The organism is Psychromonas sp. CNPT3, assembly GCF_000153405.2.
In the GTDB taxonomy this organism is placed as follows: Bacteria; Pseudomonadota; Gammaproteobacteria; order Enterobacterales; family Psychromonadaceae; genus Psychromonas.
Window position 1 is genome coordinate 2851294 of the sequence record NC_020802.1, and the last position, 14402, is coordinate 2865695.

At 38.0% G+C, this 14402-nt stretch carries 12 protein-coding genes; 7 read left to right on the forward strand and 5 right to left on the reverse strand.

Features of this window, described 5'->3' with window-relative positions; translation table 11 throughout:
• Positions 1–81: 81 nt before the first annotated feature.
• Positions 82–1794 carry an ABC transporter ATP-binding protein/permease gene (locus PCNPT3_RS12560; protein WP_015466224.1) on the reverse strand — a complete coding sequence of 571 codons (1713 nt, stop codon included), beginning with the start codon at positions 1792–1794 and terminating at the stop codon, positions 82–84.
• Positions 1795–1848: 54 nt separating this feature from the next.
• Entirely contained in the window at positions 1849–4326 is a 2478-nt protein-coding gene (locus PCNPT3_RS12565; protein ID WP_015466225.1) for a TonB-dependent receptor plug domain-containing protein, read from the reverse strand.
• 253 nt (positions 4327–4579) lie between these two features.
• Here PCNPT3_RS12565 and PCNPT3_RS12570 point away from each other — a divergent pair, with 253 nt between their 5' ends.
• The 6 genes from PCNPT3_RS12570 to PCNPT3_RS12595 are packed head-to-tail and all read left to right on the forward strand — an operon-like array spanning position 4580 to position 9268.
• Positions 4580–5302 (forward strand): DUF3450 domain-containing protein, encoded by a 723-nt coding sequence (locus PCNPT3_RS12570; RefSeq protein WP_015466226.1) that lies wholly within the window; start codon positions 4580–4582, stop codon positions 5300–5302.
• Complete coding sequence (locus PCNPT3_RS12575; RefSeq protein WP_015466227.1) at positions 5302–6591, forward strand: MotA/TolQ/ExbB proton channel family protein; 1290 nt, start codon at positions 5302–5304, stop codon at positions 6589–6591. The genes PCNPT3_RS12570 and PCNPT3_RS12575 overlap by 1 nt, the downstream gene beginning before the upstream one ends.
• Positions 6584–7087, forward strand: a complete 504-nt coding sequence (locus PCNPT3_RS13615) for a MotA/TolQ/ExbB proton channel family protein (RefSeq protein ID WP_015466228.1) — start codon at positions 6584–6586, stop codon at positions 7085–7087. The genes PCNPT3_RS12575 and PCNPT3_RS13615 overlap by 8 nt, the downstream gene beginning before the upstream one ends.
• Positions 7071–7475 carry an ExbD/TolR family protein gene (locus PCNPT3_RS12585; protein ID WP_015466229.1) on the forward strand — a complete coding sequence of 135 codons (405 nt, stop codon included), beginning with the start codon at positions 7071–7073 and terminating at the stop codon, positions 7473–7475. The genes PCNPT3_RS13615 and PCNPT3_RS12585 overlap by 17 nt, the downstream gene beginning before the upstream one ends.
• Positions 7447–8118 carry an energy transducer TonB gene (locus PCNPT3_RS13620; RefSeq protein ID WP_015466230.1) on the forward strand — a complete coding sequence of 224 codons (672 nt, stop codon included), beginning with the start codon at positions 7447–7449 and terminating at the stop codon, positions 8116–8118. Before PCNPT3_RS12585 ends, PCNPT3_RS13620 begins: the two co-directional genes overlap by 29 nt.
• Complete coding sequence (locus PCNPT3_RS12595; protein WP_015466231.1) at positions 8102–9268, forward strand: tetratricopeptide repeat protein; 1167 nt, start codon at positions 8102–8104, stop codon at positions 9266–9268. Before PCNPT3_RS13620 ends, PCNPT3_RS12595 begins: the two co-directional genes overlap by 17 nt.
• Positions 9269–9315: 47 nt before the next feature.
• On the opposite strand, the gene mnmH is transcribed toward PCNPT3_RS12595, so the two are convergent.
• A complete protein-coding gene (gene mnmH, locus PCNPT3_RS12600; RefSeq protein ID WP_015466232.1) occupies positions 9316–10434 on the reverse strand; it encodes a tRNA 2-selenouridine(34) synthase MnmH in 1119 nt (372 codons plus the stop codon).
• Between the two features lies 1 nt (position 10435).
• The gene (gene selD, locus PCNPT3_RS12605) at positions 10436–11491 is read right to left on the reverse strand and encodes a selenide, water dikinase SelD (RefSeq protein WP_015466233.1); all 1056 of its coding nucleotides are present in this window, start codon (positions 11489–11491) and stop codon (positions 10436–10438) included.
• A 403-nt stretch (positions 11492–11894) separates the two neighbouring features.
• Here selD and PCNPT3_RS12610 point away from each other — a divergent pair, with 403 nt between their 5' ends.
• Positions 11895–13439, forward strand: coding sequence for a methyl-accepting chemotaxis protein (locus tag PCNPT3_RS12610; RefSeq protein WP_015466234.1), 1545 nt, complete (start codon positions 11895–11897; stop codon positions 13437–13439).
• Between the two features lie 136 nt (positions 13440–13575).
• Here the strand turns inward: PCNPT3_RS12610 and nqrC are convergent, their stop codons facing one another.
• Entirely contained in the window at positions 13576–14379 is an 804-nt protein-coding gene (nqrC, locus tag PCNPT3_RS12615; protein ID WP_015466235.1) for an NADH:ubiquinone reductase (Na(+)-transporting) subunit C, read from the reverse strand.
• Positions 14380–14402 lie beyond the last annotated feature (23 nt).

Consider the following 14402-nt stretch of genomic DNA (forward strand, 5'->3'; position numbering starts at 1 on the left):
TATAAAGAAGAAATAAATCGCTAAAAATGCCAAATACCAGCCACTAAACGGCTGGTATTTGGCATCATCTGTGTAAGCATATTATGGATTAAATAAAAGACTCGGATCTGTTTTTATACCCTCTTTTATTTTTGTCGATGCATCTAAATTAATAAATTGATCCGCAAGCGTCCATAGCTCTCGCTGATGGCTTACCATTAAAATAGCACTCTCTGGTAGAGAGCGACGAAGCATTAATAGCAAATTAACCGCCGCATCACTATCTAATGCAGAGGTTGTTTCATCGAGTAGGATCAAACTCGGCTTATTAATTAATAAGCGTGCAAACATCAGCCTTTGTTGCTCACCAACAGACAAACGTGTCGACCATGACATCGATTTATCCAACTCTTTTTGCAACTCAGATAAGCCCACTTTGTTTAATACTTCAATACACGTTGGATCGTCAATATTTTGAGTGTGCTGAGGATAGCAAAGTAGTGCTTTTAATGATGTGGGTGCAAGATATAACTTTTGCGGGATCCAAATACAATCTTGACGTTTAATATCTCCCGTATAATGCGCCCAATAGCCACTGAGCGTACGTAACAAACTAGATTTACCCAGTCCAGAACGCCCTTTTATCACCATCAACTCACCACTATGTAGCAATAATTCTGGCAGTTTTAATAACGGTTTTTTATCTTGATGGTAAATTTCTATGTGCGCTTGTAAATACACTTTATGACATGGTTTAACAATGTCATTTGGAAGCTGAATAGACTCTATTTTTTGAGTGAAAACAGAAAGCCTTTCAACTGTTGCACTTAATTTTGCGATGTTTTGATAAGAATAAATAAACCAACTTAATGCGCCTGATACTTGTGTAAAAGCCATTTTCAGTTGCATCAATCCACCCAATAAAATAGCGCCTGATAAAAATTGTGGTAAAGCAAAAAAAATGGGGGCTAAACTGGAAACTTGACCATAACCGACCGTAAAGAATCCTAAATTTCTTTCTTTTAACATTAATTTATACCAATTTGTAGACACTGCCTTAAATTTGTTTTTAAGATCTTGTCTTTCCACTCCCTCACCTTTTTGGGCCGCGATAACTTCACTGTTCTCACGACATGAAATTAAACTCGCACGAAAATTGGCCTCATTTTTTTGCTGATAAACATTAAGTTGTTGTAATGATTTTCCTATCCAATGTGTAATGATCGTCCCTAAAGATGTATAAACTAAACACATCCATACCATATAGCCTGGAATACTCCACTGTATAGAAAACATTTCAAATTTAAAATCACCCGATAATGCCCATAAGATCGCAACAAATGAGATCAACGTCAGAGTCGATCGTAAAAACGACAATAATAAATCTAATGACAGATCGATTAAAAGGTAAACATCCTCAGCAATACGCTGATCCGGGTTATCTGGCTCTTCCTGAGTCAGTTTTAAATGATAATGATGTTGCGAAGAAGATAGCCAGGATTGCACCAATTTCCCTGTCATCCATGTTCGCCACTCGATTAACAACTTTTTTTGTAAATAAAAGCTATAGACAGAGAAAAGGATCATCGCAATGATAAGTTGAATAAATTGACTTAAAAGACGATAAATTTGACTACCATCTAATTGCTGTAACGCATTATAAAAGTCACCATTCCATTGATTAAACTGCACACTAAGCCAAACAGATCCTGCCATCATTGCAATAATGATAAGCAGTAAAAAAAAACTAGATAAACCTTTTTCGGAGAACCAAAAAGGTTTAACTAATTGCCAATATTGAGATAATAATTTCATAAAATTGCATTCAGTTAACTAATTGAAAAGGGGTATTTTCATACCCCTAGTAGATTAATAATCAAAACTAACTTGTAGCCAGAATTGACGACCCGCTTCATAAGAGCGATATACGTTTCCACCACTCACAAAAGCATCTGATGCATTTTTATTATTAAGTAAATTAGTCACCTCTAACGCTAAACTCGCACCATAAGCAAACTTTGGTTGCCATTGCGCTTTAACATCCCAGCGCAAAGTATCCTCAAAATCAACCGCTTCATATTTCATCACTTGGTTGCCCGTTGCACTGTCTATCGCATATTCATTTTCATGACGAGTGACTTGCTCACGACTACTTTGCCATTGTAATAAGTTATAGAAAGTAAGATCATATGTAGGTAACTGCGACGTCCATTCTAAATTCACGCGCCACGGTGCATTAAAATCTGTACTCGGCAAATCATCTGCATCAATAATTTTTCCATCGTACCAAACCTTCGTTCTGTCTAACGACATAGAAGGATCATGGAAGGCATAGCCTTGGTTAGATGGGCTATTACTGGTTGTTTTCTGCCAGACCACTGAAGCGCTCATCTGATTTAAGCTTTGGGCTATCTCAAAAGGTACTCGGTTAGCAACGGTTAAAGCGACACTATCATGGTATGTTTTACCTTGATTATCAAAACTGCGGATTTTAGCTTCAGCGGAGTATTTATTCGCGTCTGGATATTTATAACGTGCTCGCACCTCATCGCGACCTAAACGATGTACATAATTCAACGACCAAAGACTATTGTTTATCACTTGCGCAACGCCCAATGTTAATTCATCGTTATACGGCGTTTGCAGTTCACCCATACCTTCATAATCAGGTGTATTCGTCCACACATTCGCACTTTCACTGTTAGGAGTACAATTCATCATACAATGTTTTAAGCCCGCATTTTGCGCTTCATACAGAGCATAAGTCAGCATTGAACGCCCGTAATAACGGCTCGCTCCCGCGCTTAATGTTGTCGAATTATCAGAGAACACGTCCCAGCTACTGCTCACTCGAGGCGCTATATTAGTTCTTTTAATAAAATCATCTCGATCAATACGCAGACCAGCACGTACCGTGACATCCCCTAATTTAAGAGTATCTTCGATAAAAGCCGCGATGTTGGTATAATTTGTCTTTTTCTCTCCGGCAAAAAAAGCATCGACACTTGGCGTCGGCATGTATGCGTTATAGGAATTTCTAAAGTACGTTTTTTTACGACTCGATTTTGCATTGCTGTGCGTCATTTCAGCGCCGGTTACGACTTGATGCGTCACGCCTGCAAGCTTCACAGGATTAAACGAAATTTTGGCTTTCAATGAGCTGTTTTGTTGCTTACTCAAAAGATCGCCCGGTCCTCCCGACGAATATGAGGTCGGATTTTTCCAGTCGCTATAATCAACTAAAGAAACAAAATTGTTTTGTTCACTTGTGCGTTTATCTTGCATGCTTTGAAAACCAGCACTCACATCTAATGTTGCAAAATCAAACATATGTTGCACTTGTAACGTCGTTGATAAACCATCATGTTTATCACTGTAATTTGACTTGGCGATACCATTCATAAATAGCTCAGCATCATAGCCTGAATAGGTCACACTTAAATCAGCCGTCGTTTTCGGGGAGACGTACCAAGTTAATTTACTAAAAATATTATCGGCCGTACGTGTTTGTGTTTGCATGCTATCTTGCATTTCAAACTCATAGAAAGTATCGCCATTTAAGTTAACTGATTTTCCACCAACACGTTGCATTGGGATTGAAGATGAACGACGCGAAAGAGAAACAATCATACCTAAATTATCTGTGATACCCGTTTCAAAACTCACCCCATAACTATTTTTAGAATATTTCGGTTGGAAACGCGCAGGACGACTCGCATCATTATTTTTACTGCTAAAATCAAGCTTTTCATCAACGAATAAATTATTCCAACTGGCGTCTGTAGTGCGGTAATAAACATGCGCACTCGTCTCACCTTGCCAGCGGCGACTTTTCACTTCAACGACGCCGCCGGTGAAACCACCAAACTCGACAGGGACATTCGCATCATAAACCGTCACGCTTTCAATCAGTTTGCTGTCTAAATAGAAACCTTGTTCATCCGAAGAAAGTTGACTGTTTGTTACGCCTAATTGGCCACTTGCGGGATCAATGTCATTATTGATATTCATGCCATCTAACGTAAAGGAGTTTTGATAAGCCGTTGAACCATGAATAGAAATATCTGCTGGCTTGATTTCACCTTGTGTCATCGCATTATTAGCGCTATTTGAAAATTGTACTGCAGGATTAGTTTTCAATAAGTCAGTGACATTGCCATCGCCTGTTGGCCGTTGTTTTATCTCTTCTGATGTTAATATTTGTGTACTGCTAAGAGGGGCCTCTATTGTATCTTTAACAACGACTTCAACGTTATTTTGCATATCAGTCGCACCGACATATGCACTACAAAGTATGCCACTAAGAATAGTAAGTGGGTATTTCATTTTTTGCCTCATAAATTTCATGTATCTTCCTTGTCACATTTTCTAGGCGATACGCTTTTACTTTTTAAACTGCAACAATTTACCTTTGTCACAAGAAATATTACCGACCATTTGGTGATAATGGTTATCATTATTACAAGAAAGTGTTACGATTGCGACACTTAAATTTTACGTCTCTGAATTAATCAAGAATCAAGTGACTAATAAAATAAATATATACATGATTGATAATGGAGACTTTCTTTTGTTTTTTTGTAGGATTAAAACGTATTTGATGTTCGCTTCTTTGTGTATTTCATTACACACTCCGAACACCTTTGCACAAAATATAGAAAAGGTATTAGCAACTGAGCGAGAAGGATTAGCATTGAGTCAACGCGCACAAGAAAAAGTAAATGTGCTAGATGATCAAGCGCAGTTTGCGCAAAGACAATATCGACAAATATTACGTGAACAGCAGCTCGCAAATAAATATCAAAGCTTATTAAGCGCTCAAGTTAAACATGCAGAGGAAGTCCTACAAGGCATACAAAAAAAACAAAAATCACTACGTCATACGCGCATGATGCTAATGCCTTTAATGCAAGAAATGCTTAAAACACTCAGCACAATGATTCAAAGTGATACGCCATTTTTGCTCCCCGAACGACAAGCTAGATTACGTAACTTGCAACAAAAACTACAAGATCCGAGCTTAAGTTCAGGTGAACAAATGCTTTCATTACTTGATGCTTACCAAGTCGAACTGAGTTATGGCTATAGCATTGAAAGCTGGCAAGGTAAGTTTCAAAATAAATTGGTTACTTTTGTGCGAATTGGACGCTTAGGTTATTACTATTTTTCAGTTGAAGCTCAACAAGCGGCCGTATGGCAGGATAAATGGAAGCCATTACCAAAGAAATGGATCCCTTATCTGAAGCAAGCACAACAAGTTGCAAGCGGAGAGATCCCACCTCACATTCTGACTCTTCCTCGCCTTGATATGGAGAGCCTGTAATGAACAAATATATCGGATTTCTTCTCTTTTTATACAGCTTAAGTGTGCCTGCTACCCCTCTAGATGCAATATTAGAACAGGTGAAAAAAGGCAACTTAATTGAACAAAAACAAGCAAAAGCACAAATTTATAACGCTCATATTGACGTTAAAAAAATAAATAAGCGTTTATTTAATGCCCGTAAAACACTAAAAAGTACTAATAATGAAAATGTGATATTAGAAGATCGTATTTTACAATTACAAGCACAAATCAAACAACGTCGGGCGCAATATCAGTCGCAACAAGAAGGTATGCAAGGAGTGTTTAAGAGCGTGGCAGATCATGGCGACATAATGCTGCAACGCACGGCAGCTTATGGTCTGTGGAAATATGATCGATCAAATTTCATACAAAAAGACAAAGGCAACATTAATAATCTGCACATTCGCCAATTATGGATAGCCTTGATTGAGCAAATTTTAATGAGCAGTAAAATAATCCAGGATGAACAACAAATAGTGCTGACTAACGGCACCTTAACAAGCCAATATACAGTGCAATTTGGACCTTTTAATGCCTATTCTCAAATCCAAAAACAATACCACTGGTTAACCTTTTTGCCGGGTCAAAAAATATGGCAACAAATTACCCCAGAGCCAACAACGCAAATAGATACTACAACAATGCAAATTGATCCCTCTTTTGGACAATTATTAATAAAAGAAAGCCGAGCACCTAACTGGTATGAACGTTTAAAACCAGCGGGCACCGTGGGGGTACTTATTATATTACTCGGTATTATTGGTGGTCTTATTTGTGCAATAAGAATGTGGGCTTTACACCAGGAAGAACAAAAAATACAGTTTCAATTAAAACACTCCAAAGCGCTCTCCAATAACGCGTTGGGCCGAGTTATCCTTGCAACTGAAAAAAGCGATCTCTTATCCTTAGATGCACTCCTTGATGAAGCGATATTAAAAGAAGTGCCTACCATTAAAAAAGGTATCAGCACACTTGCTGTTATTGCAAGTATACCGCCGTTACTTGGCTTGTTAGGTACTGTCGCAGGCATGATTGAAACGTTTAGAGTGATCACGGAGCAGGGAAATAGTGATAGTCAATTGCTCGCGGGGGGCATATCCCAAGCGCTACTTACCACAGAACTTGGCTTAATGGTGGCAATACCCTTGTTGTTATTACATTGCTTGTTACGCTCAAAAAGTATTCGTTTAATTGAAATATTAGAGCAACAAAGTGCAGGGTTATTAGTACTTCGCCAACATGATTTACGAAATATAAATGAATAGTTTTATACTCAATGCTGGCTTTTTATTTTGGTGCATTATTGCGATATCCAGCATAATGTGGTGCCTGATCATTCGCTCTTATTGGGTTTTGATAAATAATAAAAATAAAATAAGCCAATATTTTTTAACACAAAAAAACAAATACAACTCGCTGTCAAAGGCGTCAAAATCACACCTGTCTCAAACATGGCTAAATCAAGCGGATCAATACTTCAGTTATACTTTTGCCTTGATCCGTGTTTTTATTAAAATACTGCCTTTATTAGGCTTACTCGGTACCGTGGATGGCATGGTTGAAAGCTTTCAAAACATGCAACAAACCAACTTACAGTTACATTTAGCAGGCGGTATTTACCACGCTTTACTCACAACCTTAGCCGGTCTAGTAACCGCGCTCTCAGGACTTTATTTAATACACGATTTACAACAACGAAAAAATAAATATATACACAAATTAAAAATTAAATTGGAGATAACTCATGCGCTTCGGCCATAGCAATGATCTCACCGATCAAGCTAATATTGATATGACACCTTTAGTTGATATCGTCTTTATTTTATTAATATTTTTTATCTTATCGGCTTCATTTCAAAAACAAAATCAAATAAAAATAGACCGACCACAAAGCCAAATAAGCGATAGCGTCACCAGCCTAGTCTTAATGGTTAGCATCGACAAACAAAATATTATTTGGATGGATAAAGAGCAAATTAAAGCGTCTTCATTAACCTCTAAAATAAAACAAAAAGCAAAAAACAGCAATAACCTCAGTGTCGTTATCCATGTCGATAAACAAGTAAGCAGTGGAAATTTGATTGAAGTAATCGATAAAATTAGAATTGCAGGAGTTAATAATGTTGCAGTTGCCACGCAAATTAACTGAGCAGCACAAATCGTCAAAATTAGTGTGGGTATTTTTAAGCTTAAGCTTTAATACTTTTTTAGTCTATCTCATGCTCTGGCTTACCTCTGCAGGCGAGATACAAAATAAAAAAACTCAGATTTTAATGGGCGTTATTTTTTCGCCCCATCAAACTAAAAAAGAGTTAGCTCCTTTGGAGACATTATTTAAGTTAACACAAGCACCTCAATCAGCGCCTGCGCCTGCCCCCCCTATTGCATTAAATTTAGCCCTCGACGCACTTGAAAAAACATTGAGTCTCCCACAAAATATATTACTACAAACAGAAAATGCACTGCATTTAAACAATATCAATCTAGATATTAGTGCACTGGGCGATCAAACTATGAGCCTTATGACAAATAAGATCACACAAGCAAAACCCATTTTTCAAATACCCCCTCAATACCCTCTTTATGCTAAACGGCACGCCATTGAAGGATTTGTAACATTAGATTTGCATATAAACGCAGATGGAAGAGTGAAAAGTATTAAGGTATTTAAAGAAAAACCGACGGGTATATTTTCTCATTCGGCCAAAAAAGCAGTACTGAGGTGGCGATTCTTAGCGCCTAAATCAACGCAATGGCAAAGGATAACCATACGTTATGAATTGGAAAAATAGTTTATTGTTTGTGTGCTTTTATTGCAGTTTCAGTAGCGTACTGGCCAGTACTTCACAAAATTATCAAACTTATCAGCGCCTACAAATGCAATTACAACAAGATGCATTACACACGTTACCGGCTTTATATTTATTTGAAAAACAAGTGCAACGAGATGACATTAAAGCAAAGAAGATGTCCTATCATCTGCTGATACAAGCTTGTATCAGTTTACAACGTTACGCCTGTGCCAGCCATTATGTCGATATTATGTTAGGGATCATTGAGCCATCCCAAAATAAAACGCAATTACTGCGTTTGGCCACACAACTGCATTATCAAATACAAGAATACAGCATGGTTATTGATAAAGCTCAGCAATGGTTAACAAGTTTAAACGCTTTAAAAAACCGCCCTTCTCATACCTTAGTTGCAGATATATATACTCTAAAATCTTATAGCTATTATTATCAATTAAACTTCGATAAGGCTCTACTTGCCATAAAAAACGCAATAAAAAACAAGGCAACTGAAGGCCGTTATTTATTTTTATTAAATATACATAAAAAAAGAAAAGATAAGGTCGAAAGCCATCAGGTATTAAAATACTTAGTCAGTCATTATCCAAATAAAAAACAATATTGGGAACAATACAGCCAATCTTTTTTACAATTAAAACAAGAAAAAAAAGCACTCGATACGTTAGGCAGTGCCTACAAAGCAAAACGCTTATCAGAGCATAACATTTTACTTTATACGCTTCTTTTATTAAAAAATAACGCCCCTAACCGCGCGGTTATTATTTTAGAAGAAAACCCTAATTTGGAAAAGAAAAAAGAATACCAGCAGTTACTTACACAAGCTTACTTAAACTCAAGGGATACGGATAAAGCAGCACTTTGGTTAGAAAAATATTCGGAAAATGATAAGATCTCAACTCAAGCTTTACTTGCTTACCAACAAGGTAAGTGGGAAAAATGCATTCAACTTACTAAGCGTTTAGATAAGCATCATAGCAATCGAGATTATTGGTCTTTACTCCAAGCAATGAGTTATTTTGAATTACAACGATGGGAACAATCACAAAAAATATTTACGCAACTTTTAGAAACCCCGTATAAAAATGTTTCTAAAAGTTGGATAAAGCAAATACTCTATTTAACGCAATAAGCAGTTAGCTATCAACACGCGCAGTAGATAAAAAAGAATGCGCTTGCTTATGTTCTTAGTGACTGTTTGTGCATCATAAGCCATTGCGCAACCTCATCTGATGATCCTGAAAACTGTATGCGCTGCGTTTTAGACGCTAATTGATATTGATACATAGGATCATAATAATCTCTCAATATAATTTCTATCCAGCTTTGATGCGCAGCACAGCAGGCACGCGTTTTTTGAGCCTGCAACGCTTGATCAAGTAGCACTTTTAACATTTTAAAGCGCTCTAAACCTAAACGTTTATGGATCCCCCACAAGCCTTGATGTAAATAATTTTCATAAGCCGTCCAACCCTGCTCAGCACCTAATTCGGCTTTAAATTTAAGCCACATATCCGCACAATATTGCTTGCTTAAGCGTTGCAATCGCAGCTCTAAAGGATCATCTATGATGACCATTGGCGCCTCTTGCATATTTTTAAACAAAGGCAGTGGCACCATTAATTGGCCAATCCTTTTACTTTCATCTTCTATCACTAACGAGCCTGCACGGTTTGCTATCTGTAGGATCTTTAATGCGAGTTGATGTTCATAATTTATCTGCCGAGGCTGAGGGGTCACTTGCTTCCCAAAACTAGAGCCTCGATGATTAGCCATTCCTTCAATATCTAATCCATTACTTAAACGTTGAATCAGTTCGGTTTTAGCGCAACCGGTATTTCCGCCTAGCACGACAATCGGTAATTGCTCTTGCTCTTCTAAAATGCCCATCAAATAACGGCGTACGCTTTTATAACCCCCTGGAATAAGGGATATATCAACGCCATTATCTTTTAAAAACTGCACAGATAAACGCGATCTAAGCCCCCCACGAAAGCAATATATCAAAGCATTACTCTGTTGGTTTTTTAATGTGGCCCATTGCTCAATGCGCGCTGGCATCTCATTTTCAACTAATTGATAGCCTAATTTAATGGCGGCATCTTGACCTTTTTCCTTATAACAAATGCCCACCAAATGACGCTCATTATCGTTCATTAAGGGTAAATTAGTCGCATTAGGTAAAGCGCCTTGTGCAAATTCAACAGGCGCTCGCACATCGATTAAGGGAGTGTTAGCAAGTAGCATCGTTCGATAGTTCGCCTGCTCTGGCGTTAACTTTTTCTTGTTATTATCCATTTTATACAACACTAATTAAGGGGCTTTGTGCCTCTAAAGTATGCATTGTACCAATTTGATAAAGTTCACAGCCTACTTGTTTCGCTTTGTCTAACAAAGCCTCTTTGTGCGCGGGATCAACGGCAATTAACAATCCGCCTGATGTTTGAGGATCACACAATATCATTTTCTGCGCTTGCGTTATCTGGCTTACCTTATTTTCATAACTCGCAAAGTTGCGATGAGTGCCTCCGGGGATAGCGCCCAAAGAAATATAATGCTCTACACCGCCTAAAACAGGGATAGCCTTAAAATCAAGCGTTGCACCGAGTACACCCTCTTTACACATTTCCGATAAATGTCCCAATAAGCCAAAACCGGTCACATCCGTTATCGCGTGAACAAAGGACATGTACCCTAATTGCTGCCCAAAATCATTTAATTGACACATGCTATCGCGCGCTATGTTTTTATGCTCAGCTTGTAATAAGCCCTTTTTTTCTGCGGTGCTTAAAATGCCCACGCCAATCGCTTTAGATAAAAATAAAAGGTCACCCGATTTTGCGCTCACATTTTTCTTAATATGCTCTGTTGCAACGACGCCCGTTACCGCCAAACCAAAAATAGGCTCAGGTGAATCAATACTGTGCCCTCCCGCTAAAGATATCCCTGCGGCATGACAAACGGATCGCCCACCATCGAGTACTTGCGCTGCGATACTTGGATCTAATTTCGCAATCGGCCAACCTAAGATCGCAATGGCCATAATAGGTTTACCGCCCATCGCATAAATATCACTTATTGCATTAGTGGCCGCAATGCGCCCAAAATCAAAGGGATCGTCAACAATCGGCATAAAGAAATCAGTGGTACTCACAATGCTACTGCCATTACCAAGATCATACACTGCAGCATCATCATTCGTTGCATTACCAACCAGTAAATTAGGATCTGAAAAAGGAGGTAGAGAGGATTGTAAAATCTTTTGTAATACTTGTGGGGATATTTTACATCCGCAACCAGCGCCATGACTATATTGGGTTAAACGAATGCGATCATTGTTTGTGTTACTCGGCATTTTTATCTCCTAAAGCTAAAGGCGATAGCTTATTTTCATAAACCGAGCCTAAAACACTAGATTATACCTGTCGCCTTATATATGCAAAAATAGGTGTTAATCGTACAACAAAAAATAAAAATACACTGTCAAAAGGCTTATCTCCTGTATTTAATCGTATGATCTCTATTAAAAACCCTCAAAGAATAAATACAAAAAACCTTTACACTTCAAACATTAAGAATGTTTATTGAAAAAAATCATTAACATAGAGCTGTTTTTTAGTTATATTTACATAAAATACAGATCTACATTTTGTGAAATTTAAGGTCTAAATGTAAAATTTAAGATCTAAATGTAAAATGCCATCTGAAACATTAAAATATTATCATTATCATTATCATTATCATAAGTGAACATCCTCATGAGCCAAGAGCAATTATTTACTGAATCTGAAAAATTATTATCAACTACCGATCTTCACGGTAATATTAAATATGCAAATGAAAATTTTTGTAATATAGCAGGCTACCCATTAAATGAGTTAGAAGGTCAACCACACAATATGGTGCGCCACCCCGATATGCCCAAACAAGCATTTAAAGATTTGTGGTCATTTACACAAGCGGGGAAATCATGGATGGGCCCCGTTAAAAATCTCTGTAAAAATGGGGATTATTACTGGGTTAATGCCTTTGTTACACCGATCAAAGATAGTGAAGGCAATATTTTTGAGTATCAATCCATTCGCACTAAATTAGATGCTGAGGTTGTAAACAGAGCAACACAGGTTTATAAAAAAATTAAAGCGGGTACGCCACCGGCAGCATTAAACAGGACAACCGATATAAGTGCACTATTTCAAGGTTTTTTTATTGCGACTTTCCTGTTTTGCCTCGCAAATGCATTGCTTAGTGATATCAATATGTGGGTAGGTATTGCAAGTACCCTTGTCTCTGCCATTTTTTGTGCTTTATTTATACATTGGCGCACTCAATATAAAAAAATCATTACGGTTGCTATCTCTACCTTCGACAACCCTTTAATGCGCTATCTTTATACCGGAACACATGACGTTATTGGTAATATCGATTTAGCGTTAAGAATGCGTAAAGCCGAGCTGAGCGCTGTTGTTGGCCGCGTTTCTGACGTCTCTGACAGTATCACCGAAAAAGCCAAAGATGCATCAGAATGCGGGTTAAAAGTGTCGAGCATTTTATTGCAACAACACAATGAAACAGATCAAGTGGCTACCGCAATGAATGAAATGTCTGCCACGGTGCAGGATCTGGCACAAGTCGTCGAACATGCATCAACCACCTCACAACAAGGCCTAAAAACAAGCCAAGAAGGCCAAGATATGGTGCAACAAACTATTGTTGCTAACCATGATTTAGCAACACAGCTACAAGACGTTGAGCAACAAATCATTTTATTAAGTAATGATTGCCAATCTATTGAAACGGTCCTCAGTGAAATAAGTGGTATTGCCGATCAAACCAATCTATTGGCTTTAAATGCAGCCATTGAAGCGGCCAGAGCCGGTGAATTTGGACGAGGCTTTGCAGTGGTTGCCGATGAAGTGCGCGCCCTATCAAAACGCACGCAACACTCCACATTGAAAATTAATGATCTATTATCTAAACTGCAATTAAAATCAGATATCGTTAATAAATCGATGCAAAAAGGTAACGACCTCTCTGTGATCTGTATTCAACTGGCCGATAAGACAGGCGTTTCACTCGAAGCCATTACGGGTGAGATAAGTGAATTAGCCGATTTGAATATGCAAATTGCCACGGCAATTGAGGAGCAAGCAGTCGTTAGTGAGCAAATCAATATTAATGTGGTAAGTATTTCATCAATGGCATGTGACAGTGAGAAAAACAGTCGTCAATCTGTCGATTTATCCCATGATTTACTCGATAAACTCGAAAGACAGCAAGCCTTGATCTCACAATTTTCTTGATAAGATGCGGATATTAAAAACAGCCTGCGCGGTTTTTAATATCCCTTATACCCAAGACTAAAGGGGATACCTTAAACAAAAATTCGGGAGTACCCCATAAAGAATCTTTAGCTTATATCCGTATAACGCGTATTAATTACAGGCCTAAATCAAGAAGCAGTTTCTTATCTTTATGTTGCACGTTACTCAGAAAAGGTTGATAACCCTGGGCACCGAACCAAAAATCAAAGCTATGTTGTACCGCTTGGCTGGTCATTGTTGCCCCCGTTACACCATCAATTTCATATTTTGAATTTTCTAATGCAGGCCTCTCATTGACTATTTTTATGGCCATTTCGCCTTGATCATTAAACAAAGATTTGCCAGCCCATTGCTTACGCCAACGCTCACCTTCAATTTTTCCACCTCGGCCCGGCGTCTCATATTGTTCATAATAAATCAATGATTCAATATGCTGTGCATCGGTATTTATGCCAACAAAAGCGGACATTGTTCCTAATAATCCACCACTGCCGTGAATAGGTAGAATAAAACGCTGTAATTTTCCCGCGTCGTTAAAAACTAAATAGATACTTGCCCAGTTAGCTCGGCGCTTAATTTTTGCCACATCGCGTTTTTTTGATAAGCTTTTACTTTGCGCAGGATCTTCGCTGGCAAGGTGCTGCTGATAACCTTGGGTAAGCACATCATCAACCTCCACCAACATGCCACTATCAAGATCTAACAATCTTTTTTTAATGTAATGCTTAAAGATAAAATAACGTGCTTTATCGGTTTTTATGCCTGAGGCTAAAATCAATTTATTTTGTACAATGGCTTCTTTATTGCCATCTATGATCATATTAATACAATAGTAACCAAGCCCTGCAAGGCCACATAAAATAATAAGGATCACCAGGGTAAGCTTTCCCTTATGGCCTTTTTTGTTGTTACTTGGCATATTAAAAACTCCTTTTATCAAAA